32 protein-coding genes and 1 pseudogene are annotated in these 25,057 nt (G+C 62.0%); 21 read left to right on the top strand and 12 right to left on the bottom strand.

Annotation, left to right across the window (positions count from 1 at the left end; genetic code table 11):
• The first annotated feature begins 144 nt into the window (after positions 1 to 144).
• The gene (locus AC1D1L_RS28720) at positions 145 to 720 is read left to right on the top strand and encodes a DUF995 domain-containing protein (RefSeq protein ID WP_477344615.1); all 576 of its coding nucleotides are present in this window, start codon (positions 145 to 147) and stop codon (positions 718 to 720) included.
• Between the two features lie 186 nt (positions 721 to 906).
• Here AC1D1L_RS28720 and galE read toward each other — a convergent pair whose 3' ends face one another.
• Together galE and AC1D1L_RS28730 are read right to left on the bottom strand one after the other, a co-directional pair.
• Complete coding sequence (gene galE / locus AC1D1L_RS28725) at positions 907 to 1,986, bottom strand: UDP-glucose 4-epimerase GalE (RefSeq protein WP_477344616.1); 1,080 nt, start codon at positions 1,984 to 1,986, stop codon at positions 907 to 909.
• Position 1,987: 1 nt separating this feature from the next.
• Entirely contained in the window at positions 1,988 to 3,025 is a 1,038-nt protein-coding gene (locus AC1D1L_RS28730) for a UDP-glucuronic acid decarboxylase family protein (RefSeq protein ID WP_477344617.1), read from the bottom strand.
• A 1,214-nt stretch (positions 3,026 to 4,239) separates the two neighbouring features.
• On the opposite strand from AC1D1L_RS28730, the gene AC1D1L_RS28735 reads away from it, so the two are divergent.
• The 5 genes from AC1D1L_RS28735 (at position 4,240) to AC1D1L_RS28755 (ending at position 7,136) form a co-directional block, all read left to right on the top strand.
• Complete coding sequence (locus tag AC1D1L_RS28735) at positions 4,240 to 4,854, top strand: hypothetical protein (RefSeq protein WP_477344618.1); 615 nt, start codon at positions 4,240 to 4,242, stop codon at positions 4,852 to 4,854.
• A 7-nt stretch (positions 4,855 to 4,861) separates the two neighbouring features.
• A complete protein-coding gene (locus AC1D1L_RS28740; protein WP_477344619.1) occupies positions 4,862 to 5,710 on the top strand; it encodes a 23S rRNA (adenine(2030)-N(6))-methyltransferase RlmJ in 849 nt (282 codons plus the stop codon).
• Positions 5,692 to 5,814, top strand: a complete 123-nt coding sequence (locus tag AC1D1L_RS28745; protein WP_477344620.1) for a hypothetical protein — start codon at positions 5,692 to 5,694, stop codon at positions 5,812 to 5,814. Before AC1D1L_RS28740 ends, AC1D1L_RS28745 begins: the two co-directional genes overlap by 19 nt.
• A gap of 158 nt (positions 5,815 to 5,972) precedes the next feature.
• Positions 5,973 to 6,425: a hypothetical protein gene (locus tag AC1D1L_RS28750; RefSeq protein WP_477344621.1), complete on the top strand. Its 453-nt coding sequence runs from the start codon at positions 5,973 to 5,975 to the stop codon at positions 6,423 to 6,425.
• 129 nt (positions 6,426 to 6,554) lie between these two features.
• Positions 6,555 to 7,136 carry a TetR/AcrR family transcriptional regulator gene (locus tag AC1D1L_RS28755; protein ID WP_477344622.1) on the top strand — a complete coding sequence of 194 codons (582 nt, stop codon included), beginning with the start codon at positions 6,555 to 6,557 and terminating at the stop codon, positions 7,134 to 7,136.
• Here the strand turns inward: AC1D1L_RS28755 and AC1D1L_RS28760 are convergent.
• Positions 7,108 to 7,260, bottom strand: a complete 153-nt coding sequence (locus AC1D1L_RS28760; protein WP_477344660.1) for a hypothetical protein — start codon at positions 7,258 to 7,260, stop codon at positions 7,108 to 7,110. The two genes, AC1D1L_RS28755 and AC1D1L_RS28760, sit on opposite strands and share 29 nt — an antisense overlap.
• On the opposite strand from AC1D1L_RS28760, the pseudogene AC1D1L_RS28765 reads away from it, so the two are divergent.
• Positions 7,199 to 7,970, top strand: a pseudogene (locus tag AC1D1L_RS28765) (EamA family transporter). The gene AC1D1L_RS28760 and the pseudogene AC1D1L_RS28765 sit on opposite strands and share 62 nt — an antisense overlap.
• 31 nt (positions 7,971 to 8,001) lie before the next feature.
• On the opposite strand, the gene AC1D1L_RS28770 reads toward AC1D1L_RS28765, so the two are convergent.
• Entirely contained in the window at positions 8,002 to 8,628 is a 627-nt protein-coding gene (locus tag AC1D1L_RS28770; RefSeq protein WP_477344623.1) for a TetR/AcrR family transcriptional regulator, read from the bottom strand.
• A 62-nt stretch (positions 8,629 to 8,690) separates the two neighbouring features.
• Between AC1D1L_RS28770 and AC1D1L_RS28775 the strand changes: the two genes are divergently transcribed.
• Positions 8,691 to 9,221, top strand: a complete 531-nt coding sequence (locus tag AC1D1L_RS28775) for a DinB family protein (protein WP_477344624.1) — start codon at positions 8,691 to 8,693, stop codon at positions 9,219 to 9,221.
• A 248-nt stretch (positions 9,222 to 9,469) separates the two neighbouring features.
• Here the strand turns inward: AC1D1L_RS28775 and AC1D1L_RS28780 are convergent, their stop codons facing one another.
• Positions 9,470 to 10,342: a hypothetical protein gene (locus AC1D1L_RS28780; RefSeq protein ID WP_477344625.1), complete on the bottom strand. Its 873-nt coding sequence runs from the start codon at positions 10,340 to 10,342 to the stop codon at positions 9,470 to 9,472.
• A gap of 254 nt (positions 10,343 to 10,596) precedes the next feature.
• On the opposite strand from AC1D1L_RS28780, the gene AC1D1L_RS28785 reads away from it, so the two are divergent.
• Positions 10,597 to 11,193 (top strand): glutathione S-transferase family protein, encoded by a 597-nt coding sequence (locus tag AC1D1L_RS28785; RefSeq protein WP_477344626.1) that lies wholly within the window; start codon positions 10,597 to 10,599, stop codon positions 11,191 to 11,193.
• 115 nt (positions 11,194 to 11,308) lie between these two features.
• On the opposite strand, the gene AC1D1L_RS28790 is transcribed toward AC1D1L_RS28785, so the two are convergent.
• A complete protein-coding gene (locus AC1D1L_RS28790; protein ID WP_192259000.1) occupies positions 11,309 to 11,959 on the bottom strand; it encodes an outer membrane protein in 651 nt (216 codons plus the stop codon).
• A 412-nt stretch (positions 11,960 to 12,371) separates the two neighbouring features.
• Between AC1D1L_RS28790 and AC1D1L_RS28795 the strand changes: the two genes are divergently transcribed.
• From AC1D1L_RS28795 to AC1D1L_RS28825, 7 genes are all read left to right on the top strand, one after another.
• Entirely contained in the window at positions 12,372 to 13,136 is a 765-nt protein-coding gene (locus AC1D1L_RS28795; protein WP_477344627.1) for an SDR family oxidoreductase, read from the top strand.
• Positions 13,133 to 15,211, top strand: coding sequence for an excinuclease ABC subunit UvrC (gene uvrC / locus AC1D1L_RS28800; protein WP_477344628.1), 2,079 nt, complete (start codon positions 13,133 to 13,135; stop codon positions 15,209 to 15,211). The genes AC1D1L_RS28795 and uvrC overlap by 4 nt, the downstream gene beginning before the upstream one ends.
• A 100-nt stretch (positions 15,212 to 15,311) precedes the next feature.
• On the top strand, positions 15,312 to 15,908 hold the full coding sequence (gene pgsA / locus AC1D1L_RS28805; RefSeq protein WP_027034531.1) for a CDP-diacylglycerol--glycerol-3-phosphate 3-phosphatidyltransferase: 597 nt from the start codon (positions 15,312 to 15,314) through the stop codon (positions 15,906 to 15,908).
• 1 nt (position 15,909) lies between these two features.
• On the top strand, positions 15,910 to 16,167 hold the full coding sequence (gene moaD / locus AC1D1L_RS28810; protein WP_112560833.1) for a molybdopterin converting factor subunit 1: 258 nt from the start codon (positions 15,910 to 15,912) through the stop codon (positions 16,165 to 16,167).
• A 19-nt stretch (positions 16,168 to 16,186) separates the two neighbouring features.
• Positions 16,187 to 16,648, top strand: a complete 462-nt coding sequence (locus tag AC1D1L_RS28815) for a molybdenum cofactor biosynthesis protein MoaE (RefSeq protein WP_477344656.1) — start codon at positions 16,187 to 16,189, stop codon at positions 16,646 to 16,648.
• An 86-nt stretch (positions 16,649 to 16,734) separates the two neighbouring features.
• Positions 16,735 to 17,502: a YbaY family lipoprotein gene (locus AC1D1L_RS28820; protein ID WP_477344629.1), complete on the top strand. Its 768-nt coding sequence runs from the start codon at positions 16,735 to 16,737 to the stop codon at positions 17,500 to 17,502.
• A 200-nt stretch (positions 17,503 to 17,702) separates the two neighbouring features.
• Positions 17,703 to 17,972, top strand: a complete 270-nt coding sequence (locus AC1D1L_RS28825; protein ID WP_477344630.1) for a hypothetical protein — start codon at positions 17,703 to 17,705, stop codon at positions 17,970 to 17,972.
• Between the two features lie 80 nt (positions 17,973 to 18,052).
• Here the strand turns inward: AC1D1L_RS28825 and AC1D1L_RS28830 are convergent, their stop codons facing one another.
• Positions 18,053 to 18,529 (bottom strand): cupin domain-containing protein, encoded by a 477-nt coding sequence (locus AC1D1L_RS28830; RefSeq protein WP_477344631.1) that lies wholly within the window; start codon positions 18,527 to 18,529, stop codon positions 18,053 to 18,055.
• A gap of 103 nt (positions 18,530 to 18,632) precedes the next feature.
• On the opposite strand from AC1D1L_RS28830, the gene AC1D1L_RS28835 reads away from it, so the two are divergent.
• Entirely contained in the window at positions 18,633 to 19,049 is a 417-nt protein-coding gene (locus tag AC1D1L_RS28835; RefSeq protein ID WP_477344632.1) for a MarR family winged helix-turn-helix transcriptional regulator, read from the top strand.
• Positions 19,050 to 19,051: 2 nt separating this feature from the next.
• Here the strand turns inward: AC1D1L_RS28835 and AC1D1L_RS28840 are convergent, their stop codons facing one another.
• Positions 19,052 to 19,663 (bottom strand): class I SAM-dependent methyltransferase, encoded by a 612-nt coding sequence (locus AC1D1L_RS28840; RefSeq protein WP_477344633.1) that lies wholly within the window; start codon positions 19,661 to 19,663, stop codon positions 19,052 to 19,054.
• Positions 19,664 to 19,793: 130 nt separating this feature from the next.
• Positions 19,794 to 20,216 carry a nucleoside-diphosphate kinase gene (gene ndk / locus AC1D1L_RS28845; protein WP_192259008.1) on the bottom strand — a complete coding sequence of 141 codons (423 nt, stop codon included), beginning with the start codon at positions 20,214 to 20,216 and terminating at the stop codon, positions 19,794 to 19,796.
• 291 nt (positions 20,217 to 20,507) lie between these two features.
• On the opposite strand from ndk, the gene AC1D1L_RS28850 reads away from it, so the two are divergent.
• On the top strand, positions 20,508 to 20,666 hold the full coding sequence (locus tag AC1D1L_RS28850; protein WP_477344634.1) for a hypothetical protein: 159 nt from the start codon (positions 20,508 to 20,510) through the stop codon (positions 20,664 to 20,666).
• Between the two features lie 26 nt (positions 20,667 to 20,692).
• Here AC1D1L_RS28850 and bluB read toward each other — a convergent pair whose 3' ends face one another.
• Positions 20,693 to 21,328, bottom strand: coding sequence for a 5,6-dimethylbenzimidazole synthase (gene bluB, locus AC1D1L_RS28855; protein ID WP_477344635.1), 636 nt, complete (start codon positions 21,326 to 21,328; stop codon positions 20,693 to 20,695).
• 114 nt (positions 21,329 to 21,442) lie between these two features.
• Entirely contained in the window at positions 21,443 to 22,135 is a 693-nt protein-coding gene (locus AC1D1L_RS28860; protein WP_477344636.1) for a glutathione S-transferase family protein, read from the bottom strand.
• Between the two features lie 70 nt (positions 22,136 to 22,205).
• On the opposite strand from AC1D1L_RS28860, the gene AC1D1L_RS28865 reads away from it, so the two are divergent.
• Complete coding sequence (locus AC1D1L_RS28865) at positions 22,206 to 22,718, top strand: DinB family protein (protein ID WP_352585144.1); 513 nt, start codon at positions 22,206 to 22,208, stop codon at positions 22,716 to 22,718.
• Positions 22,719 to 22,777: 59 nt separating this feature from the next.
• Here AC1D1L_RS28865 and AC1D1L_RS28870 read toward each other — a convergent pair whose 3' ends face one another.
• On the bottom strand, positions 22,778 to 23,224 hold the full coding sequence (locus AC1D1L_RS28870; RefSeq protein WP_477344637.1) for a hypothetical protein: 447 nt from the start codon (positions 23,222 to 23,224) through the stop codon (positions 22,778 to 22,780).
• On the opposite strand from AC1D1L_RS28870, the gene AC1D1L_RS28875 reads away from it, so the two are divergent.
• Both AC1D1L_RS28875 and AC1D1L_RS28880 read left to right on the top strand, forming a co-directional pair.
• Entirely contained in the window at positions 23,223 to 23,846 is a 624-nt protein-coding gene (locus tag AC1D1L_RS28875) for a hypothetical protein (protein ID WP_477344639.1), read from the top strand. The genes AC1D1L_RS28870 and AC1D1L_RS28875 overlap by 2 nt on opposite strands.
• Before the next feature lie 274 nt (positions 23,847 to 24,120).
• Complete coding sequence (locus AC1D1L_RS28880; RefSeq protein WP_477344641.1) at positions 24,121 to 24,909, top strand: GGDEF domain-containing protein; 789 nt, start codon at positions 24,121 to 24,123, stop codon at positions 24,907 to 24,909.
• Positions 24,910 to 25,057: the final 148 nt, after the last annotated feature.

A 25,057-nucleotide genomic window follows, 5' to 3' on the forward strand; every position in this document is an offset into this window, starting at 1 on the left:
GCGCGGCAGTCAATAGCATGCGAAATACTGATGGTTGTGGCGTGGAGCCAATTATCAGCGCGGGACGGACCGGGCCCGTTCTTGCGGTATGCTCGGCTGGTCGATGCCCGCTTGGGAAGCAAACATCGAATGCGATCGCTCGGCATGACGACCCAGACCGGATTGCCATCTGAATCGGCGAGCGGGGTGAGGCGCCATCGACTTGCCAGGCGTGTCTCCCTGGCGCCCCTCCTGGCCATTTGGTGCCAGATGGCGCTTTGCGGAGCCGCGCACGCAGCTGCGGCTAAAGACAGCGGACCTGCAGATGCCGTTACCGTCCCGACGGCTTTCGAACTTCAGCTTGTTTATGCTGACCGCACGTGGATATGGGATAACGGAGCGGCCTATTTCGGACAGAAGGATCGACCGGTCCGGGCCTGGACCTCCGAGCAGGACACGGTTTCTGTCGGCGAAGGCAGATGGCATCTGAGCAACGATGGCAAGATGTGCATGGATCTCATCTGGCGGTCCAAGACCTACGCCGCAGCGCCGATTCGCACGTGTTTCAGCCACCGCATCCGGGGTGGGACCCTCGAGCAGCGCAAGGATCCGGACGGTCTCTGGTACAGTTTCAGGCACTCTCTGGAAGACCCTTCCGACGAGCAACGGAAATTCGAGGAAGGCGATACAAAGGGCGCGCAGTTTGACAAGGTCCGTGGCCTGATCGATTCCAAGAGTTGATGCATGCGGCCCAAGTGCGCATGCTATTTTGGGACACGGCATGCATGAAGACAGGGATAAGCGCATTGACGCGCTTCCGTCGCGAGAGAGCTCCACGATTTCCAGGGCCGGCTTTATCAAAGGCTCGCTGAGAAGCCCTCACCCACCTCAGCGAGCCCACGTCCCGACACACAACAAACGGGACGACTACCAGCTTTGCGAGCTGGTATTGCTTTCCGATGCATTTGACATGTCTGGCGCAGTTGACTGGCGGCGCTTCGCCGTAGGCATCGGAATTGTGGACGCGGCGGCCTCCAGTCCGAAGAATGGGGCGGCTGTCCTGACGATCGTATCGATGTCGGAAAGTTCCGGCATGAAACCCAGATGTTCGCGTGCGCCGGCCGGGTCGGCGTAGAGCTCTGCCGGGTCTCCCGGGCGCCGGGGCCTGAAGACCGCGGGAACCGATTTTGACGTCATCCGGGTGACCGCCTGGAGAATCTCCTTGATCGAAACCCCGCGTCCGGTGCCGAGATTGACAGACAGGCTTTCGCCACCCGCCTCAAGATGCATGAGGGCCCTCAGATGCGCGCGGGCCAGATCGCTGACATGGATGTAGTCGCGCACGCAGGTGCCATCCGACGTGTCGTAGTCCGCACCGAAAATCTCGATCTCGTCGATCGTGCCGGATGCGGCCATGAGCACTCGCGGGATCAGGTGCGTTTCCGGCGTATGCCATTCGCCCAGCTCGCCCTCCGGATCGGCGCCGCAGGCGTTGAAATAACGCAGGATCGCATATTTCATTCCGTAGGCGGAGGCATAGTCCCTGATGATCTGCTCGCCCATCAGTTTTGTGCGCCCATAGGGGCTGATTGGATTTTGCGCCGAGGTCTCGCGAATGGGCAGTGTTTCGGGCACGCCGTATGTCGCGCAGCTGCTTGAGAAGATGATGTTTTCGATCGAGCTTGCGCGCGCCGCATCCAGCACCGCGATGGTACCCGACACATTGGTCGAATAATATTCCGCGGGCTCATGAACAGACTCGCCAACATAGGCCAGCGCTGCAAAGTGGATTATCGCCTTCGGCTGATAGGTCCTGATCGCCTGCTGCAGCACTGTCCGGTCCCGGATATTGCCGACGACAAGCGGTCCCCAGGCAACCGATCTCTCGTTGCCGCGGCTTAGATTGTCGAAAACGACGGGCAGGTAGCCGGCAGCCGACAACAGCTTGCAGGTGTGGCTGCCGATGTAACCGGCCCCACCCGTCACAAGGATTGCCGGGCGGCTCATTTTACATCGCAGCTTCTTTGACGGGCCGGCTCGAGTAGAGCAGGGCGTCAAAATACGCCGTGGTATGCGCGAGCCCCTGGCTCAGGCTGATCTTTGGCTCCCAGCCAAGTTTTTCCCGGGCAAAGGAGATGTCCGGCTTGCGCTGTTTGGGATCGTCGACGGGCAGCGGCCGATGCACGATCTTCGACCGCGAGTTGGTGTATTCGATTACCTGCGTCGCCAGTTCCAGAATGGTGAATTCGGCAGGATTGCCGAGATTGACCGGGTGCTGCGGCGCGCTCGGTGCGTTCATCAGCCGGATGAAGCCTTCGATCAGGTCGTCCGCGTAGCAGAATGAACGTGTCTGCTGGCCGCTGCCGTAGACGGTCAGAACGTCACCGTGCAAAGCTTGGACGATGAAGTTCGACACGACGCGGCCATCGTCCGGCTGCATGCGGCGGCCATAGGTGTTGAAGATCCGCGCGACGCGGATATCGAGGCCGTACATTCTCGAATAATCGAAGAACAGCGTCTCGGCCGAACGCTTGCCCTCATCATAGCAGGATCGCGGACCGTGCGGATTGACGTTGCCGAAGTAGGCTTCCGGCTGCGGATGCACCAAGGGGTCGCCATAGACCTCGGACGTCGAAGCCTGAAATATCTTGGCATTGTTCCGTCGCGCGAGTTCGAGCAGGTTCAGCGAGCCAAGCACGCTTGTCTTGAACGTATGGATCGGATCAGCCTGGTAATGCGGCGGGGAGGCCGGGCAGGCGAGGTTGTAGATTTCATCGACCTGAAGATCCGAAGGCAGTGCGTCGACAATGTCGTGCTCGATGCACGTAAATCGCGGATTGCGCAGGATGGCATTGAGATTGTACCTTTTGCCGGTGTGGAAATTGTCCAGCACGACAACGTCGTATCCATCCAGCAAAAGACGCTCGCACAGATGCGAGCCCAGAAATCCTGCCCCGCCGGCAACCAGGGCGCGGCCCCGATTGATGTTGGCGCGCCTTCGGCTGTTCCCGGACTCGAGTTTCAGAACGTTGACAGTTCTACCCATATTCCACCCCTTCGCCCTTACGCACTGCGCACGCTACCGCCCGGGCATAGCGTTGCCCGGCCACGCCCCTGCGGACGTCGCAAACCCTCCGCTTCTGCGGAATCGTCACTCCTGATGTCTGTTGACTGCTTTCTGAGGTCGCTGGGCGACGCTATGCGGCTATTGGTTGCCGTTCAGCATTCGATTACGCCCCGAAATCGCGGTTACGCGTCTGGTGCCACCATCGCCCATTGCTCGCCCAAATTGCATATCCCAACGTATCAAAAATATACCTGTGGAAATCATAGTCAACTAAATTAGCAAATCCTTAACTGTAATCGTTGGGGAGTGGTTAATCATGAGGTTGGCAGCGTCTGCCGCTTCAACTCGAGCGATGATCGAAAAATGGCAATATACCGGTAGAAAATAATAATATTAATGGGATTTTGCGATAGCAAAAAGCCCAAGTATGACAAAGAAATGTCAGATATAGAACGAAAACGCCCAATCGAAAGCTCGCAATGGCTCTATATATCGCATCGTATATTTGAAAATATTTCGATTTATGAAATATCAAAAATATGGTAACACTACGCTTCGTCCGCAAATTCTTAGAAAAAAATGCGACCGGCGCCCGAAACGGCTCGGGCCAGAAATGTTCGTGGCGTTCCGAATGTAGGGGTCTAGGTTCATCCCGTCGGTTGGATAAGGCGCGTTCGCTATCTTTATTTCATGGTCAGATATTCAGATTACAAAAGTGATATTCTATGATACAGTGAGCGACAAACAGTATTGACTCATTAATTGCGGAAGTTTGGTACTCGACTATAGTTAAAATTAAACTCATTGATGTGGCTATATGCACGAATGCCTATACCAAAGACATTTCGGCTTGAAATATGCGCCATCTTGCTTCTTGTAGACTTTTGGGATCGAAACCCCCTCGGGCACAATATGCCTCTCAATAATCAAAATCGTGGAAGGTCCTGGCACCATCCATTTATATAGACATTAGCGATGGCTTATGAGCGCATAGGTAGAAATCCTTTAGCGTTGCGACGCGGCCAATGACGCCGATGCAATTGGACGGCGGGCAACTCGCTTGGCCAAATCCGCGCAAACATTCATTTGGCTATTATCTTTGTCTTGGAGGGACGAGGCTCGCTACGCAGGCCATCGCCTTTTGATCCTTGGAGCGCTATTGGCAAGCTGGTCGAACACTCGGGTTATTCTCAATGCGTTTTCTGTTTGTCCTGATCCTGCTCGCCGGTATCGCCATCGGCCTCGTCTACCCCTGGGCGATGACGAATTTCTCCGGCCATGAGGTCGGCAGCTACAGGGTCTACGAGCAGGGCCGCTTCAAGCCGGTGACGGTGGCGCTCTCGTCAAGCGACGCGCCGGTCAGGGTGCTGGTCGACCTGACAGCGCGGGCCGAGCGCATCGTCTCGCAGCAGCGCACTATCTTGACGTTGACCGCGGCAACCGGTGGCAAGACTGTGCTCGCCTCGACGCTGCAGTTCAACCACTCAGACAATCCGCGCCAGGTCAGCCCGCAACTGCCCGACAAGATCTTTCGCGACGAGGCCGGCGTGATCGCGACCGTCAGCCCCGGCTCCTATCTCTTCACCGTCGGCCCGGGCGATGCCGATGATATCCCGATGCGGGCGGTGGACCTGGTGCTGCGCGCCGGTACCGGCGAGATCGACGGCCGCGCCCGGCCGGTCGGCTATGGGTTGATCGCCGTCGGCCTGATCGGCTTCCTGCTATCGTTGCGTTTCGGCAGCAGCCGGCCGGAGAACCCCAACTCGAAGCCGCCACCGCCGCGCTGGGGCAGGGGCTCCTCGACGTGAGTGCAGCATGAATTACCGTCACGCCTATCACGCCGGAAATTTCGCCGATGTCGTCAAGCATGTCGTGCTCAGCCTTCTGCTCGACTATCTAAAGCAGAAGGACAAGGCGTTCCGTGTCATCGACACTCATGCCGGCATTGGCCGTTATGATCTGTCGTCGACGGAAGCGCAAAAGACCGGCGAATGGCAGGGCGGCATCGGCCGCCTGATCGACGCCCCGTTGGACAAATCGGCGGCTGCGCTGCTTGCCCCCTATCTCGAAGCCGTGCGTTCGCTCAATCCCGATGGTGGCGTGAGGAAATATCCGGGCTCACCACTCATCGCCCGCCATCTCATGCGCAAGCAGGATCGGCTGTCGGCGATCGAACTGCATGGCGATGATGCTGCCAGGCTGAAGACCCTGTTTGCCGGCGATTTCCAGACGAGGGTGATCGAGCTCGACGGCTGGCTGGCCCTCGGCGCGCATCTGCCGCCGAAGGAAAAGCGTGGGCTGGTTCTTATCGATCCGCCCTTCGAGGAAGCCGGCGAATTCGACCGCCTCGTCGACGGGATGCAAAGAGCACACAAGCGCTGGCCGGGTGGCATCTATGCGCTGTGGTATCCGATCAAGGACCGCAAGGCGATTATCGCCTTCCGCAAGGCTCTCAAGCAATCCGGTGTCGCGAAGCTGCTCGACATCGAGTTCGAGATCCGGCCTGCGTCGCGAGACCCGAGCCTCGACGGCAGCGGCATGGTGGTGGTCAACCCACCCTTCACGCTGGAGCGAGACCTGCGCATCGTGCTGCCGGCTCTGCACACACTGCTGGCGGTCGAAAAGCCGGCGCACTGGTCGCTGGAATGGCTGGCCGGGGAATAGCAACGCTTCGCTTGGGGGCGCCGCATGCGCCCGCAACCTCCAGCGAAGTCATGCTTGCCGTGTCCAGCGACAGCGCGCCGGCTACGGCAGGCCGCTTTCCCTAAGACAGGGAAGGCGGGTTCTACAAAGGCTCAGGGCGAAGGTTTCTCAGCTTCGCATCGGCAAAACCGGTTGCGAAGCGGGAAACCATCGTCTGCGCAACCGCTTGACCGCGCGCCGTCGAATCCGCACAGTGCGCGCAGTCGACCTTTGAGAGGCTGCCATGACTCGCTTTGCCAAATCCGCTCTTGCTGCCCTGATTTCGCTTTGCACGCCGCTGGCCGCACCCCTTGGCATCACCCAGACGGCGCAGGCTGCCGACCTTTCCGTCTATTCCGACGAGGATAGCGGTGTCTGCGGGCAGGCTTGGGTGCTGAACAAGATCTCCAGCCGCTTCTCCTATCAGGTGCATCACGTGCCGCATCTGCCTGATGTCTCGATCACCGATTTCCAGCGCATTCACCAGCATCGGTACCTGCCAGCCAGTGAAGAATGGCCGATCGGCCGCCGCTATTGCGGCGCCACCGTCAGCCTCTCCGATGGCCGTGCCCGCACCATCTGGTACCTGATCGAGGAAGGCCAGGGTTTTGCCTCGATCGGCGACAATGTCGAATTCTGCGTCTCGGGCTTCGACCGCTGGATGGTCTACAACGGCCGCTGCCGCGTCCTGCGCTGAGCGCAGTACCTTTCTCCACCTTTAACGCCTGCGGCGAGATCCCCAGGCGTTTTCGTTTGGCGTGTTGACAGCCGGCCTGATTGGTCTCATAAATACTAGACAGACCTGTCTCACCACTGGTGGAAGACCATGACGCCATCGCCTGCGATCGACAAACGCCAGCACGTCGTCGAAACAGCCTACACCCTGTTCAAGCGCGCCGGCTTCCATGCCACCGGCATCGACCGCATCATTGCCGAGGCCGATGTGGCGAAGATGACGATGTATCGCCACTTTCCGAGCAAGGACGAACTGATCGTCGAGGTGCTCGACTATCGCGCCCGCCGTTTCGAGCGTCAGCTCGACCAGCTTGCGCAAGAGGTCGCCACGCCGGAGCGCCAGATCGCCAAGATCTTCGACTGGCATGAGCGCTGGTTCAGAAGTCCCGATTTCCACGGCTGCCTGTTCGCGCATGCACTGGCCGAGTTCGGCGATCGCGGCCATCCAGTGTTCCAGGCCGTCGCCAGGCAGAAGAACGGCCTCAAGCGGCGCATGCAGGCGATCCTCGAGGCGGTGATGCCGTCAAAGCGGGCCGAGGGCGCTGCGGCGGCGCTGCTGATGCTGATCGAGGGCGCGACGCTGATGGCGCAGATGGGCGAGGCCGAAGCCGCCATCGATAGCGCCCGCAAGGCGGCCGATGCCGTCATAGCCAGCGCGCGTACAGCGCAATGAGCGCGACGGTCATTGCGCTCGCGCTGTTCGCGGCCGTTCTGCACGCCGGCTGGAACGCCTTCCTGCGGACCGGAGCCGACAGGCTATGGACGGTCACCGTCATGAGCTTTTCGAGCGCGCTCATCGCCATTCCAATGGCGCTTTTCCATGCGCTTCCCGCGACCGGCGCCTGGCCCTATGTCGCGCTCTCGGCCGGCCTCCAGGTCGGTTACAGCGTGTTCCTGGTCGCCGCCTACCGCTGTGGCGAACTGGGGCAGGTCTATCCGATCGTGCGCGGCAGCGTACCGCTGCTGGTTACACTCGGCGGTTTCGTGCTGGCCGGCCAGCAGCTCACAAGGCCCGAGATCGTCGGCGTCACGCTGGTCGCCTGCGGCATCATGGGCCTGTCGCTCGGCAGGGGCAGGGCATCGACGACCTCGATCCTTTACGCACTGGCGACCGGCGCGATCATCGCGGCCTACGCGACGGTCGACGCCATCGGCGTGCGCGTGGCGGGCGACAGCGGCCGCCTACACCGCCTGGGTGCTGCTGATCTACGGCGCCTTGCTGCCGGCGACCTTCATCGTCCTGCGCGGCAGGCTCGTCGTCAACTTCAGCGCGCCCGAAACCCGCAAGGCTCTCGCCGGTGGCTTGTTCGCGCTGCTTGCTTATGCCGTCGTGGTCGCCGCTTTCGCACTCGGCCCGGCCGGCCCCATCACCGCCATCCGCGAAACCAGCGTTGTCTTTGCCGCCTTCATCGGTCGGCTCTTCCTCGGCGAGCAACTGACACCGCGGCGCATCAGTGCCTGCGCCGTCGTCGCGCTTGGCGCCATCTGCCTCGGCTATCAGCCATGAGCGGTGAGGGATCTCGATCGCGCTATTCTGCTCATGCGCTGCGGCCGGAACCCGACACATAAGCGCAGATCAGCTCGACGAGTTGCTTCTGCAACTCCGGCGCATCGAGCATGTCGCGCCGCGCGGCATTGTGGATGACGCCTTCGACCGCCGAGGACAGCACCCGCGCCACGGTCTCATTGTCCTTCCTGCGCCGGCGATACTGCGCTACCGCCGCCGTATAGTGGTCGAGATAGCGCGACTGGAACGAGGCATGAGCGGCGCGCGAGCCGCGATCGCCCGGCGCCTCGTCGAGCAGCACCTGATGTAGGGTCGGATGGATGCTGTGCGCCTCGATCATGCCGCGCACCAGCTCCTGCGCGAATCGCTTGAGCGGCTTGTCGCCTTCTGCTGATTCGGCGATCACCGACAACACTTGGTCAAAATGTCGCCGGCGAATTGCCTCGACCAGCGACAGCTTGTCGGGAAAATATTGATAGAGCGAGCCGATGCTGACACCGGCGGCTTCGGCCACCTTGTTGGTGGTGAAGCCGGCCCAGCCGAGCGCGCTCAGAACATGAGCGCCGGCTTCGATGATCGCTTCGACAGTTGCGCGCGAACGCGCCTGGCGCGGCTGCTTGCGCATGCGCGAGCGCGGCTTTGCAATGCGAGTAGACATGTCCGCTCCATCAGCCAAGAATATGGACAACATACTCACATTTTTTGGAAAGGATACGATCCATGAGCGCGCTGGATCTGCTTCGCAGTCTCTTCGTCTATCAAGCCTGGGCCAATGGCGAGTTGCTTGAGAAGCTCGCGAGCCTGGATCAGCAGAAGCATGCGAAGGAACGTCATGCTGCGATCCGTCTGCTCAACCACAATCTCGTCGTGTCGAGAATATTTTCGGCGCATCTTTCCGGCACGCGTCATGGCTACGCGTCCGACAACACCGAGACCACGCCGTCGCTCGATGAACTCGGCGCCGATATCGCTGCGATGGACCGCTGGTATCTCGACTATCTGGACGCTGTGCCGACAGAACTTCTGTCGCAGCCTGTGCCCTTTGTCTTCACCGACGGCGACAGGGCGATGATGTCGCGCGAGGAAATGCTGACCCATATCGTCACCCATGGCGGCTACCATCGCGGTGAGATCGGGCGGATCATGGTGCAGATTGGCGTCACACCGCCATGGGATACGTTTGCCGTCCACCTCCACCAGACAGAGCCCTCGCGGCGATTGCAGGTGATACGTGAGCCCGTTGGGGTGTAGTGCCTGAAAGCCTTACAATCCAAGGGAAGTGCGGCTACGCCGGACAGACGTAGTGATCCGCCATACCCCCCTCTGGCCTGCCGGCCATCTCCCCGCAAGGTGGGAGATCAGCAACCTCGGCGCCTCGCTCATTCTTGCGACGCGGGTTGATTGCCGAAGGCCGACGCGACATCCAATCTCCTCCTTGCGGGGGAGATGCCGGCAGGGCCGAGGGGGTGCTGTCCCGCCGGCTTCAGGTTTCCGCTTCGTCACGGATCCGAATCGTTCGCCGGGTTAGGTGCCCACATCTCGCTAAAAATAAATGCGAGCAAGAAGCTTACATATAGTTTCGTGCTGTTTTTGTTGTCGCCTTGATCAAGCAAGATCAGTCGAGGGAATGCGATGGTTTTCGCAGCCCGACAAGCCGCTGATGACCACGCGCGATCGGCGCCGCCGCAAGAGACTGTGAGCTTGACGAGAAGATCGCATGAGTCGCAACGCTCAGAAATTCTTCTGCAAAAGTTCGCTGTGACGCGCGAAGAATCTTCGCCGCTTTCGCTGTCGATCAGCGCGGACATGCTCTCGGTGTAACCGAAATTTAATCTGCGTAATGCTTCGCTGGCTAGACACGCGCGAGTCAGATATGCATAGGCTCGCCGGGTCACTAACGGCCAACGGCACAAACGCAAGGGGCATCGCATGGCTAAGACGTCATCCAAAGCGCCGGCATCCAAGGCACCGGCAAAGAAAGCACCAGTAAAGGCAGTGGCGGCGAAAGCGGCAACTGCAGTGAAGAAGGCAGCACCTGCTGCCAAGCCGAAGGCGGCAGCGCCCAAGGCAAAAGCGGCACCGGCTAAGAAGCCGGCTGCGAAGGCTGCGGCGAAACCCGCAGTGAAGAAGGCAGCACCGGCCAAGGCCAAGGCTGCACCGGCAAAGAAGGCGGCGCCTGCCAAGAAGCCGGCTGCCAAGGCTGCGGCGAAACCCGCCGCGAAGAAGGCACCTGCCAAGGCTCCGGCCAAGGCCGCCGCTGCGAAGTCTACCGCAGCCGTGAAGAAAGCAGCGCCTGCCAAGAAGGCAGCGCCTGCGAAGGCCGCGAAAAAGTAATCGCGTTTCTTCGCGCGCCGGGGACGATGCCGGGACATGAGAGCGGGCGCCTTGGATACGCCGCGCTCTCCGCCTCGGTGTTATGGCGCACGAAAAGAGGGGCGAACGTACTCTATCTTTCGCAGCTCCCAGGACTTCGCCTCACGGCGAAGTCCGGCGGGGCTTTTTTGTTGCCCTGAGCAGACCACACTCTCGATAACTGTTCCTCTGGCGGCCAGTTTTTCTTCCGCTGGCATTTGCCTGTAGATGTCGATCGGTAGAAACTCGCTGTCTGCGAAACAGGGAACCGATCATGCCGAAGCTGCTCTACGCGTCCTCATCCCCTTACAGCTCCAAGGTGCGCATGGCGGCACTCTATGCCGGCATCGCTGTTGACCTGGTGCCAATCAAGACCGAGGACAAGCCGGCCGAATTGATATCGGCCAATCCGCTCGGCAAGATCCCGGTGCTGGTGCTCGACGACGGCCGCTCGATCCACGACAGCCGCGCCATCACCCAGCACCTCAACCGCGCATCGAAGAATCTGTTGTTGCCGCGCAATGCCGACAAGCGGCTCGAAACCGAAGTGCTGGAAGCGCTGGCCGACGGTATCTGCGACTGCGCGCTGTCGATGGTTTATGAGCGGCGCACGCGGCCCGACGAGATGGTCTATCAGCCCTGGCTCGATCGCCAGTGGACGAAGATCACCGCCGCACTCGACCTCCTCAACGCCAATCCGCCGAAACTGCCGAAGAAGATCACGCTCGGCCAGCTGGCGCTGCGCGCCTGCCTTGGCTATCTCTCGCTGCGCTTCGCCGGCAAATGGGAAAAGGGCCGCGGCCGGCTGACCCGCTGGGCTGCGCGCTTCGACGATAAGTTTCCGGAGCTGAAGGGGTCCGCGCCGGCGTGAGGTGCCGGGGGGAAGGTGGCCTCGCGAAGCGAGGTCGGATGAGGGGAGAAGGCAAGAGCTACAAAAAAAGCCGGGCGCGAGGCCCGGCTTTCTTGTGTCGTGGCTTGAACGACAGTTAGAACTTCATACCGACGCCGAAGGTGACGCGGTTGTCGCTTTCCTTGACCTTGGTGCCGACACTGTCGAAGCTCTTGGAACCGAAGTCGGTGTAGCGGTACTCGACACGGCCGAACACATTGTCGGTGATCTTGATGTCGGTGCCGACGCCGGCCGTCCAGCCAAGCATGGTGTTGCTGTCGCTGTCGCCCGGAACCGAGATCTTCTGGTTCTTCAGGGCGCCACCGCCAGTGCCATAGAGCAGGATTTCGGGGGTCACAGCGTAGCCGAGACGGGCGCGCAGCGAGCCTTCGAAGCCGCCCTTGGAATTGACGCCGCCGCTGTCACCCTTGACGCCGTTGTAGCCGAGATCGGCTTCAGCACCATACACGAAGTTTTCCTGCTGCCACTGATAGCCGCCGAAAACGCCGCCGACAAAGCCCTTGGTCTTGATGTCGGGGCCGCCGTCGTGGACCTTGGCATGACCGCTGAAACCGTAGCCGGCGCTGATACCGGCGTAGGGACCGGCCCAGGAAGCGACGGGGAGTTCGGCAACCGGGGCAGGTGCCGGGGGCTCTTCCGAGACGACGTCAGCGGCAAAAGCAGTGCCGCTGAGGGCGAAGAGCCCGAGCGCGACCGCGATTGGCGCGAATTTGAGATTGGCTTGCATTGTTGTTTACTCCTTAAGCCACAAGACACGTAGGCTTGTTTGTCTTGAACGCCATCAACCCGTCCGGGGGATGAAACGGATCTGGCACTCAACGGTTCCGAATGTCGTGTCAAAATGCGGCGGCAGCGAACCTGAAACTGGGTCATTCCCCGGCGCGAATGAGGCTGAAGCTTGACGTTGCATCTTCGCAACAGCGAAATGTCAGCACGCTTGCGATGCTGCACTGCACTCGGCTTGGTGCAAGGAGTCCAGCGTCCTATATTGCGGTCCTGCCGGCCCGAATCCGGACGGGTCCAGGCGCTGAAAAAGCCGTTTCGCCACATTCCTGCCCCAGGTGGAAACGGCATTTAACCCCTGGACGCGTCACAATGTGCCGGCTAGCGGAATTGGGGCGCAGATTGAGGATTGACAGATGATCGAAGCCACAGGTGTGGCGCTGGTGACGGGCGGGGCAAAGCGGATCGGCAAGGCGATCGTCGAGGATCTGGCCGCGCATGGCTTTGCCGTCGCCATCCATGCCAATCGCTCGGGCGCCGAGGCTGACGCGCTCGCCGCGCACATCAGGGGCGAGGGCGGCCGCGCCGCCGTGGTTGCCGCCGACCTGACCGACATGGCCGCCGTCGGCGATCTCGTCGGCCGCGCCGAGGCAGCGCTCGGCCCGGTCACGCTTCTGGTCAACAACGCGTCGCTGTTCGTCGACGACAGCGTCGAGGACTTCGACTGGACCGCCTGGGACCGCCATTTCGCCATCCATGTGAAGACGCCGGCGCTGCTGGCACAGAACTTCGCCCGTGCCTTGCCGCAAGGGCAGGAGGGGCTGATCGTCAACATCATCGACCAGCGCGTCTGGCGGCCGACGCCGCGCTATTTCTCCTACGCGCTGTCGAAGTCGGCTCTGTGGACGCAGACCGAGATGCTGGCGCAGGCGCTCGGTCCGCGCATCCGCGTCAACGCCATCGGCCCCGGCCCGACCCTGAAGAATGCGCGCCAGGAAGATCACGATTTCGACAAGCAGGTCGACGGCCTGATCCTGAAGCGCGGCCCGCAACTGGCCGAATTCGGCGCCACCATCCGCTATCTCTGGGAGGCGCGCTCGGTGACCGGCCAGATGATCGCGCTCGACGGCGGCCAGCATCTTGCATGGCAGACGCCGGATGTGACAGGCATGGTGGAATGAGTCCCGCAGACCAGAAACACAAGACGCGTGCCGGCGCCGCTGACGATATGCCGCCCGACATCGACCTCGAGGACGAGGCGGCCGAGGAGATCGTCGAGCCCGAGGCCGCCGGCCCCGATGTCGCCTTCACCGCGATCGACTGGGCGCCGCATGCCGGCGACGCCGACGGCATGGTCGGCGCCGAGGTCATCCAGACGCTGGTCAAGCGGCTGCCCAATGCGCCCGGCGTCTACCGCATGATGAACGCAGCCGGCGACGTGCTTTATGTCGGCAAGGCGCGCAGCCTGAAGAAGCGGGTGACCAACTACGCGCAAGGCCGGTTCCACACCGCCCGCATCGGCCGCATGGTGCGGGAGACGTCGACGATGGAGTTCGTCGTCACCCGCACCGAGATCGAAGCGTTGCTGCTCGAAGCCAATCTTATCAAGCGCTTGCGGCCGCGATTCAATGTGTTGATGCGGGATGACAAATCGTTCCCTTACATCCTGTTGACCGGCGATCATGTCTCGCCCGGTATCTACAAGCATCGCGGTGCGCGCTCGCGCAAGGGCGACTATTTCGGCCCGTTTGCCTCGGCCGGCGCCGTCGGGCGCACCATCAATTCGCTGCAGCGCGCCTTCCTGCTCAGAAGCTGCACCAACTCGTTCTACGAGAACCGCACGCGGCCGTGCCTGCTCTACCAGATCAAGCGCTGTGCCGGTCCTTGCACCGGCGAGATATCGCACAGTGACTATGCCGAGCTTGTCGCCGAGGCGAAGGATTTTCTGTCCGGCCGCAGCCAGAAGGTGAAGACCGAGATCTCTGAAGCCATGCAACAGGCGTCGCAGGAGCTCGATTTCGAGCGCGCCGCCATCTATCGCGACCGGCTAGCGGCGCTGTCGCATGTGCAGAGCCATCAGGGCATCAACCCGGCAACGGTCGACGAGGCCGATGTCTTCGCCATCCACCAGGAGGGCGGCCAGGTCTGCATCCAGGTGTTCTTCTTCCGCACCGGCCAGAACTGGGGCAATCGCGCCTATTTCCCCAAGGCCGATCCGGCGCTGGAGGGGGCAGAAGTGCTGGGCTCGTTCCTGGCGCAGTTCTATGACGACAAGCCGACGCCGCGGAACATTCTTCTGTCGCGAGCCGTCCAGGACCAGGAACTGCTGGCCGAGGCGCTTTCCACCCGCGCCGGCCGCAAAGTGTCGATCTCGGTGCCGCAGCGCGGCGAGAAGAAGGATTTGACCGACAACGCGCTGCAAAATGCCCGCGAGGCGCTCGGCCGACGGCTGGCCGAAACCTCGACGCAAGGCAGGCTGCTCGCCGGCTTTGCCGAGACCTTCGGCCTGCCGAAGCCGCCCGTGCGCATCGAGGTCTACGACAATTCGCACATTATGGGCACCAATGCCGTCGGCGCCATGGTGGTGGCCGGGCCGGAAGGTTTCGTGAAGAACCAGTACCGGAAATTCAACATCCGCTCGACCGAGATCACCCCCGGCGACGACTTCGGCATGATGCGCGAGGTGATGGAGCGGCGTTTTTCAAGGCTGCTTAAGGAGCATGGCGATGTCGCTGTGGCCGACGATGCGGCCGCAGGCGAGGCGGCCGACGATATCGAGGACGACATTTCCGGCAGTTTCCCGGCCTGGCCCGACGTCATCCTGATCGATGGCGGCCAGGGCCAGATGAGTGCGGTGCGCAAGATCCTCGCCGATCTCGGCATCGAGGACCGGGTCGTCGCGATCGGCATCGCCAAGGGCCAAGACCGCGATGCCGGCCGCGAACGCTTCTTCGTCAAGGGCAGGGACTCTTTTTCGCTCCCGGTGCGTGACCCCGTGCTCTATTTCGTCCAGCGGCTGCGCGACGAGGTCCACCGCTTTGCCATCGGTTCGCACCGCGCGCGGCGCAAGAAGGAATTGGTCAAGAGCCCGCTGGACGAGATCGCCGGTATCGGTCCCGGCCGCAAGCGCGCCTTGCTGCTGGCCTTCGGCACCGCCAAGGCGGTCAGCCGTGCGGCAGTCGAGGATCTGGTCAAGGTCGACGGCATTTCCGAGCAGGTGGCGAAACTGGTCTACAACCATTTCCACGAAAGCTGACCGCCGGGGTGCTATTTTCGTCTGGCCAATCGAATCTCGGCTGTTGACCCCCTACATCCGGTTCTGATTTGAGTACGCAGGCAGAAAGAGTCCCTCCGATATGGCCAAGCGCGCGTTCAACCTGCCCAACATGCTCACCTACGCCCGCATCGTCGCGGTGCCGCTGGTGGTGCTGTGCTTTTTTCTCGAAGGGCATCTGAAATCGAGCGACTTCGCCCGCTGGTCGGCGCTGATCATCTTCCTGCTGGCCTCTGTCACCGATTATCTCGACGGCTATCTGGCGCGCGCCTGGCAGCAGACCTCCAACATCGGCAAGATGCTCGATCCGATAGCCGACAAACTGCTGGTCGCAACCTGCCTGCTGCTCTTGGCCGCCGACACCGACCGCCACGCCGGCATCGCCGGCTGGTCGCTGTGGGCGGCGATCATCATCCTGTGCCGCGAGATCCTGGTCTCGGGCTTGCGCGAATATCTGGCGGCGCTGAAAGTCTCGGTGCCGGTGACCCAGCTCGCCAAATGGAAGACCGCCATCCAGATGGTCGCCATCGCTTTCCTGCTTGCCGGACCTGCCGGCGACAAGATCTTCCCGCTGACCACGCAGACCGGGCTGGTGCTGCTGTGGATCGCCGCACTGGTCACGCTCTACACCGGCTACGACTATTTCCGCGCCGGCCTCAAGCACATCATGGACGAGTGAGATGACCACGCGGCTCATCTATTTTGCCTGGGTGCGCGAACGGATCGGCAAGCCTGAGGAAGACGTCGAATTGCCCGCCGGCATCGAGACGGTGGCCGACCTCTTGCGCTGGCTGAAATCCCGTGGCGAGGAGTATGAGCACGCGCTGCAATATCCCGACGTGATCCGCGTCGCCATCAACCAGGAACATGTCGAGCATCGGGAAAAGGTCGCCGGCGCGCGCGAGATCGCGCTGTTTCCGCCGATGACCGGGGGCTGACACCGTGTCCGGTGTACCGATGGTGCGCATCCAGCGCGAGGATTTCGACGTTGCCGCCGAGATCACCAGGCTGACGCAGGGCCGCGCCGACATCGGCGCCGTGGTGTCTTTCCAAGGCCTCTGCCGTGACGAGCAGGGCCAGCTGTCGGCACTCGAGCTCGAACACTATCCCGGCATGGCCGAAGCCGAGATCGGCCGCATCGCCGCCGAAGCCATAGCACACTGGCCATTGCAAGGGCTCACCGTCATCCATCGCCACGGCAAGATCGCACCCGGCGAAAACATCGTGCTGGTGGTGGCGGCCTCCGCGCACCGGCAGGCGGCGTTTGAAGCGGCGAATTTCCTGATGGATTTCCTGAAATCTCGCGCGCCGTTCTGGAAGAAGGAACATCGCCTGGACGGCACCGACGGCGGCTGGGTCGAGGCCAAGGACGCCGACGACCAGGCTGCGGCGCGCTGGACACAGTCGCCGCCGGACTGATCCGCAGCCGGAATAATGCCATGCAGCCGCCTTCCATTGACCGCATTCGCCTAGCCAAATCGCATCTGGCAAAAGGGAGCAAGGGCATGCTGGGCAGGATCTCTGAATTCTTCGTCTTCGGTTTTGTGCCGCTGGTCGTCGGCATGCTGGCCGTTCCCGAAATGTCGGTCGCCGCCGAGAAAACCCTGAAGGGCGAGGTGATGTATCGCGAGCGCATCGCGCTGCCGCCTAACGCCGTACTTTCGGTTCAGCTGGCCGATGTGTCTTTGGCCGATGCGCCGGCCGCCATTGTCGGCGAACGCAAGGTGGCGCCGGCCGGCCAGGTCCCGATCAAGTTCGAGATCAGCTTCGATCCAACGGTGATCCGGCCCAACACGACCTACGCGCTGCAGGCGCGCATCACCGCCGACGACAAGCTGCTGTTCATAACGGACACACGCTATCAGGTCGATCCGCTGAGCGACGCGCGGCAGACCATCGTGCTGAAAATGGTGGCGCCCAGCGACACGCCGACCTCCGCCTCGCTGTTCGATCAGAGCTGGCTGGTCGAATATATCGACGGCATCGGTGTGATCGCGCAACCGAAGGCGACGTTCAGGGTCAGCGAAGCCGGCAAAGCCGGCGGTAGCGGCCCTTGCAACGCCTATTTCGCCACCGCCAAGGTCGACGGCTCAACGATCGCCGTCAGCGACATCGGCTCGACCTACAAGGCCTGCGCGCCGGAGGTGATGGCCGAGGAAAAGGCGCTGTTCGAGGCGTTGGTCAAGGCGGCGTCGTACCATATCGATGCTGGCAAGCTCACCATCGCCGACAAGGACGGCCGCGAGATTCTGCGGTTCAACGCGGCAAGCTGACGTCGACGGACTGGGCGTGGCGGCGGCGTGGGAATCGTCTTCGCGACTTTTCCGACCCGGATTACGCGACAGCCGGGAATAGTCCGGCCGCGCGAAGCGTTAACTTCCCATATGGCGGGTAGGCAAAAGGGACATGTCCCTTCACTGAAGCCGCCAGACCGAATGCGGCTCGATCTGGCCACTCAAAAAGGAGTCCAGACATGAAAAAGCACGCGCTTATCCTTGCCGCCACAGGCGTATCGCTGATTACCTTCGCCGGCTTTGCCAGGGCCGACGACCATTTGTTCAATGCACTTCAGCATGGTCTCAGTCCTGACAGCCAACCCTTCCAGACCAACAAGGCCGGCCATAGTGGCGACCTGGCGCCTGGGCAGGGCAGTCCGTTTGTCGGCGCCGACACCAAGACACCGGCCACCGACACCGAAGCGGCGAACGATCATGCAAATGTGAAAGAGCGCCAAGCGAAGTGACAGGAAACCCGCCGCGAGGGGCGGCGGGAACTCTTGTTCGTCCAATACGCCGCGCCGCCAGTTGACCACTTTGGAGAGCATCACGCCTGCGGTGGCGGCGGTGCCGGCGTCAGGCCGAACCGACGCATCAGGTCCATGAGCCTGGCGCGGTCGGGCGGGCCGCCGGCGCCAAAGATGGCGAAGGCCTCGCGGAAATAGTCCGGACCGATCGCCGCCGGCGTAACCACGCAAAGCACCTTGGCGTTCTCGGCGGTGTCGTTGTCGAAGCGGTGAACCGCGCCGCGCGGAATGCACAGTGCCTGGCCGGGCCCGATATCGTGCCGGTGTCCGTCGACGGTCAGCGTCAGCGTGCCTTCGATCCCGTACATCGTCTCTTCATAGTGGTCGTGGCTGTGTGCCGGGGCGGGCAGGCGCTGCGAGCCGGCGACCGTCAGTTCGAAGGCGGCGATGCTGCCGTTCGATTGGTCGCCGGTCAGGAGGAAGCGGACGGCAAGGCCGCCATGGCTGATTGTCTCCTCCGCAGGATTGACGCGAACCTGGCCGGCTTTGTCTAGCATTCCATCCTCCAATGTGGTAAATCGAATTTACCGAAACGAGTAAACTCAATTTACCCGAGTGTCAATACCGTCATCCACGGAAGATCTGCCAAGGAAGCCACCGTTGATCGGTGCGCTGCTGCGCGTGCCGGCCATGGCCATTCACCGCAAGCTGATTAGGGATCTCAGGGCATCGGGTTTCGAGGATCTCAGCCCGCCACACATGGCAGTCATACAGTATCCTGGTCCGGATGGAATGCGTCCTAGCGCGCTTGCCGAGCGCGCCGGGATGAGCAAGCAGGCTATGAACCAGCTGCTGAAGACACTGGAAGCGATGGGTTACATCATCCGCTCGGCGGCACCCGACGAGAGCGGCGGGACCATTGTCCATTTCACCGACCGTGGGCGCGCCGCCTACCAGAAAATGGCCGACATCTTGCTGGACGTCGAGCGCGAATGGGCCGAGGAGCTTGGGCAGAAGCGTTTCACGGAACTGAAAACGCTGCTCGGCGACCTCTGGGACACGCCGCTCATTCGTTGAGCTCAGACCGGCTTCGCCTTCTCGAACCGCGCCCCATAGTGATAGGGCGGCACCTCGACCAGTTTAACAAGCTTCAGGCCGCCGGCTTCGACATCCGCGCTGGTCTGTCGCGGCGACAGCCTGAGTTCGGTTCGCGGGCCGCGCGGCTCGCCCAGCACCGTGGTCGTCTCGCGCGGGTGCTGGTGCCAGTTGACGATGGCAAAATGTCCGCCGGGGGCGAGCGCTTCGCACACGGCACGTGCCAGCCGCGGCCGGTCGGGCACGCCGTGGAAGGCGTTGGCCATGAAGACGAAGTCGACTGGGCGGGACACCAGGCTCGCGAGTTCGTAGGCGTCGCCGGCGACAAATTCGCAATTGGCCACGCCGGCGCCGATCAGCCGTTGTTGCGCGGCCTCCAGCAGGTCGGCATCGATATCGATGGCTATGACACGGCGGGCGACGGCGGCGATCGGCAACGTGAACCAGCCGTCGCCGCAGCAGAGGTCGACCACCTCCATGCCCGGCTTCAGCCCGGTTGCCGCAAGCACGCCGGCGGGATCAGGCCACAGCGCCTCCCACCAGCCGCTCGATGGCATCTCGGTACCCTGGAAGAAACCGGGGATGGCACTGGTCATGGTCGGGTCCGCTGGTGCGTGATCCGACCTTAGCGCAGGCCGATCTTCGGGGGGAGTGCAGCGAGGTCCGACGCCAAAGAAAAAGGCCGGCGAAACGCCGGCCTTTTGCATGCATTCCGTTCGCGTCGGCTCAGCCGACGATCTCGGTGTCGGAGAACCAGTACTTGATCTCCTGTGCGGCGGTTTCCGGCGCATCGGAGCCGTGCACCGAATTCTCGCCGATCGACAGCGCGTGGACCTTGCGGATGGTGCCCTCGGCGGCGTTGGCCGGGTTGGTGGCGCCCATCACTTCGCGGTTCCTGGCAATGGCGTTTTCGCCTTCCAGCACCTGGACGATGGTCGGCGCCGAAGACATGAACTCCACCAGCTCACCAAAGAACGGGCGATCCTTGTGGACGGCGTAGAAGCCTTCCGCCTCACGGCGGCTCATCCACACACGGCGCGAAGCGATGACGCGCAGGCCGGCCTCTTCCAGCATCCTGGTGATGGCGCCGGTAAGGTTGCGCCGCGTCGCGTCCGGCTTGATCATGGAAAAGGTGCGTTCGATCGCCATTGGTCGTCCTTGTGATGAAGAGAGGAATTGGGTGATGAAGAGTGGAATTGGGAGTGGCGGGCTCTATACAAGCCGCCCGGCGCATTGCCAAGGGGAGGCGCTCGACCCGGCTATTGCGCCGCGACCGCCTACGGATCGTATTCCGGTTGGTGCCCTGGCAAAGGGCGGAATTGTTGCAAGTAAGCCCGATCCGAAGGAATATCGGCTAAACAGCGAGCGCGGCGGCGGAGTATCTTCGACGAAATGAACCGGCACAACCTTAGACCTAGGGATGTCAAAGGCGTCCTGTTGATGGTTGGGATATTTGCCGCCGTCGCGCTTGTCATGTTGTTCTTTCCCGGGCTTGGGAAGAACACGAATTTCGGCTTCGGCCCGGAATGGCAATGTACGCCGATGCCGAAAGGCGACCCGATCTGCGTCAGGCTCATCGCCAAGGATGAGGCGAAGTGACTTGTCGCCAAAGAAAATGATCGGCCCTACCGCCTGATCAGCACGAGCGGTTGCCGGCGCTCCCAGCCTTCACGCTCCAGCGTCGGCACATCGTGCTCCTCGCTGGGATAGCCAAGGCAGAAATAGCCGATCAGTGTCCATTCGGGCGGTGTGTCGAGGATCTTGGCCATCTCGGCCGCGTCGAGGATCGACACCCAGCCCATGCCGATGCCTTCTGCCCGCGCCGCCAGCCACAGAGTGTGCACCGCCATGACGGCCGAATAGTCGATGGTCGCCGGCATGGTCATGCGGCCGAGCCCGTGGCCCTGTTCAGTTGAGCGGTCGGCGAAAACCGCGAACTGGCAGGGTGCTTCATTGAGACCGGCAAGCTTCAGCCGGGCATAGAGCGCTGCGCGCTCGCCCGAAAAGCATGTGAGCGCCTCGGCATTGCAGCGCTCGAAAGAGCCTCTCACGGCAGCGCGCCGTTCGGCGCTGTCGACCACAACGAAGCGCCATGGCTGGCTGAGCCCGACGGACGGCGCGATGCTGGCAAGCTCCAGCAGCCGTTCCAGCGTCCCCTCGGGCAAAGCCGTCCGTTCGAAGCGCCGCACATCCCTGCGCCAGCGCAGCAGCGTAACGAACCCGGCGCGAAAATCGGCGGTGAAATCGGGGGGCGACGGCATGGCGGTCTCGCTAGGGAGTAAGGCAGTAGGGCAGTAGGGCAGTAGGGGAAAGGTTTAGTTGAGGCAATCCGAGCACCGTAACCTACTGCCCTACTGCCTTATTGCCCTATTGCCTTACTGTGCCGCCTCCACCGTACGGCCGAGGCCGTCATGAAGGTCGAGGCAGCGTTCGAACCATTGCGCAACGAGGTCGCTTTCGTCGAGCAAGTGATAGGGCGAGGTAATGCGCGCCCATTGCAGCGCACCGAAGACGATGTAATCGGCAAAGAGCGGCAAGGCGCCGCCGATGAACGGCTGATAGCCGAGCATCGAACGCAGCGGCTCCAGCGCGGCACGGAAGCCGGCGAGCCCGGCATCGCGGGCGGCCGTCACCGCTTCCAGTGGCTTGCCGAAACGCTGCTCGCGGCTGGAGCGGAAATAGGCGGCGTTCTCGTCGTCCTGCATGGCGTGGATGTCGAGCAGCGCGGCCGTGGTGACATAGGGATGGATGGTGAGTTGCGACCAGCGCTCGATGAAACGCGCCATTGCCTTGCCGCCGTCGCCGGCAAACAGCGTCGGCCGCTCGGGGTAGGTCTCGTCCAGATAAAGCGCGATGGCGAAGGAATCGGCCACCACGCGCTCGCCGTCGCGGATCACCGGCACGGTCGTCGAGACACCGCCCTCGACCTTGGGCACGTCGAGAAAGCGGGTCGGCAGGCTGGATCTGTCCAGACCTTTATGTGCAAGCGCCATGGCAACCTTCCAGCAATGCGGGCTGAACGGACGGGTCGTGTCGCGTCCGACGAGTTCATAGAACAGAATGGTCATTGGCGGCTGCGTCCTCGCGGTCTAATTAGGCGCCTGCGGCTGAAGCGAAACTCGTCGGCGGGAAGAAAAGATGAAACAGCATTTCATGATGTTTGCGGCCTACAATCAATGGGCCAATGGCCGCATCTACGGTGCCGTCGCCGATCTCGTGGACGAAGAATTCGAAAGGGACGTCGGCGCCTTCTTCGGCTCGATGGCCGGCACGCTCAATCATCTGCTGGCCGCGGACCGCGTCTGGATGAAGCGCTTCACCGGCACGGGCGACGCACCGTCGCGAACCGACGCCATCCTCCACCGTGCTTTGCCTGTCCTGTGGCAGGCGCGCGAGGCGGAGGACAAGAGGATCATCGGCTGGATCGACGGCATGAGCGACAAGGCGCTTGCCGGCCGCTTCTCCTACATGACGCTTTCCGATATGCGCACGGTTTCGCAGCGACTGGCGCCGGCGCTCAGCCACTTCTTCAACCATCAGACCCATCATCGCGGCCATGCCCACATGATCCTGACCGTGCTTGGCCGGCCATCCGTGCCGCTCGATCTGGTGCTGTTCCAGCGCAGCGAGGAGGGCCGCGCCTACGCCTGATCTCCTGGCCGCGTTTCGGGTTTGGAGACACTGGAGCGACACTGGAGTGGTTCACCGTTTCACGGAAACGCCGAACCGCTCCGCTCTTCGTTAGACTGACAACCGTCACATTCGTGGATTCGCTGGGGCTGCCCTGCGGTCGGTGCATATGCGCCGGTTGTCGATGCCCCGACGACGAATAACGTCAGGCTCTGAATCCCTCGGTTTTCAAGGCGCAACGCCGTCCGGTGACTGGCTCCGCCCTTCCGTGGCGCAGATACTACCCGAGCCAACTTACAGTGGAGTTTTTGTTGATAGAATTCAACAAAGTTTAAATATTGAAACAAAACCATATTTTTTTTAGAAAGAAGATGCACGCATTGAGAACTACGATCTTTCTTCAAAGAAAAACAAAGAAACTGAAAGGACGCGTCGTACGTGGCTCTAGATGCATAAGCATCTGCCTGCTTCGATTTGCTGGCATGTTGCATTGCACAAAGTGGAATGGCAACAAAGGAGAGTGTCATGGCTATCACCAAAAAAATCGCTAGAGCCCTAGCGGCAGGTGCGATTATCGTTGTTTTTGCCGCTCCCGCGAATGCAGGAGGCGGAATTGGCCTCGGTGCTGGCGCATCCATCGGCGGTGCTGGCGGTGTCAATGCCGGTCTTGGCGCCTCGGTTGGCGGTAGCGGCGGCATCAATGCCGGCGCTGGCGCCACCGTCGGCGGCAGCGGCGGTGTCAAGGCCGGTGCCGGCGCCCAGATTGGCGGCAGCAGCGGCGTTACTGCGGGCCTCGGCGCCTCGGTCGCCGGTAGCAGCGGCATCAATGCTGGTGCTGGCGCCAAGGTTGGTGACGGCATCAATGCCGGTGCTGGCGCCACCGTCGGCGGCAGCGGGGGTATCAATGCCGGTGTTGGCGTCAATGTCGGCAACGGCATCAACGTCGGTGTCGGCGTCGGCATCGGCAACCCGAACAACCCCAACAACCCGAATAACCCCAACAATCCGAACAACCCGCCGTCGGTCGTCGCCAGCATGTCGAGCAGCCAGCTGACACGCATGAAGAAGCGCTGCATCGATGTGCTCAGCAGCGAGGGCACCTACGACCGCGACCTGCGGCAGCTGTGCCTGATGATTTCCCGTCGCTGAGACGGGTTTCGCCGGGAGTGTCGAACCAGCCGTGAGGCTTTACGGCACTCTCCTACCGCATGCCCCGGACTTCCCGAGGGACATGCGCTGACGAGAAGCCTCCGGCCAGTCGGAAAGCCCGCCACGCGAGTGGCGGGCTTTTTGTGACCGTCGGCATCTGCACGGCGATGGCGGTGCTTTCGACGGGCTGTTAACCACATTACAATTGAAGGCGAGGTTTTAGGATTTCATTTGTGTTCCTGCTGCTAAATGGTGGACACGGTGGGAGAATGGCATGCGGATCGATCTGTCGCCCACGAGTTGGGGCAGGGTCATAACGGTCACAGTTGTCGGCACGGCGATCTGTATCGCGGCTGCCTTCTTCGTCGATTCCTACAATTTTTCGTCGCTGTCGCCTGATGCGTTGCGCTGGGCGCAACTCACCGACCTGTTGCTGCCGCTTGTGCTGGGTGGATCGTTCTTCTCTTTCCTGATGTACAAGATGCGTCAGCTGGCCATCGCCCAGAAAGAGCTGAGCATCGTCGCGGCGACCGACAGCCTGACAGCGGTGTTCAACCGCGGCGCGTTTTCAATGCTGGTCGAAGCCTATCTCGACCAGGCGCGCAGCCAGGCCGTCGTCAATGCCGGCGCCTTACTGATCGTCGACGCCGACCATTTCAAGACCATCAACGATCGGCTGGGTCACGATTGCGGCGATCAGGCGCTGAAGCTGATCGCCGAGACGATCAAGGCCCAGCTGCGCGGCGCCGACATTGTCGGACGCATCGGCGGCGAGGAGTTCGCCGTTTTCCTGCCCGGCGCCGACCCGTCGCAGTCCTGGCTGGTCGCCGAGGGGATCCGGCGGCGCATCCGCGAGGTCGAATTTGCTCCGGGTGGACGACCTTGTCCGCTCTCGGTGAGCATCGGCGGCGTCGCCTTCAGCGGGCCGACAACCTATGCCGACATGTTCCTGACGGCCGACCGGCACCTCTACAAGGCCAAGTCGAACGGGCGCGACCAGGTCAGTTTTGAGACAACCGGGCCGCGCGGCCTGCTGACCGGCGATCCGGCAACGTTCCATTGAGACTGGGGTCGGAGCAGGCCTGATCAGGCGGATGGCTGCAACGCCGACCTGACAAAGCGCAGTGGAGCTGTTGCCGTCCACGATGTCGACTGCAGCAGGCCTCATTCCTTGTCGTGAGCGTCTGAATCTGCCGGTTCACGGCGCGGCC

Source organism: Mesorhizobium sp. P2_D6 (assembly GCF_056404315.1).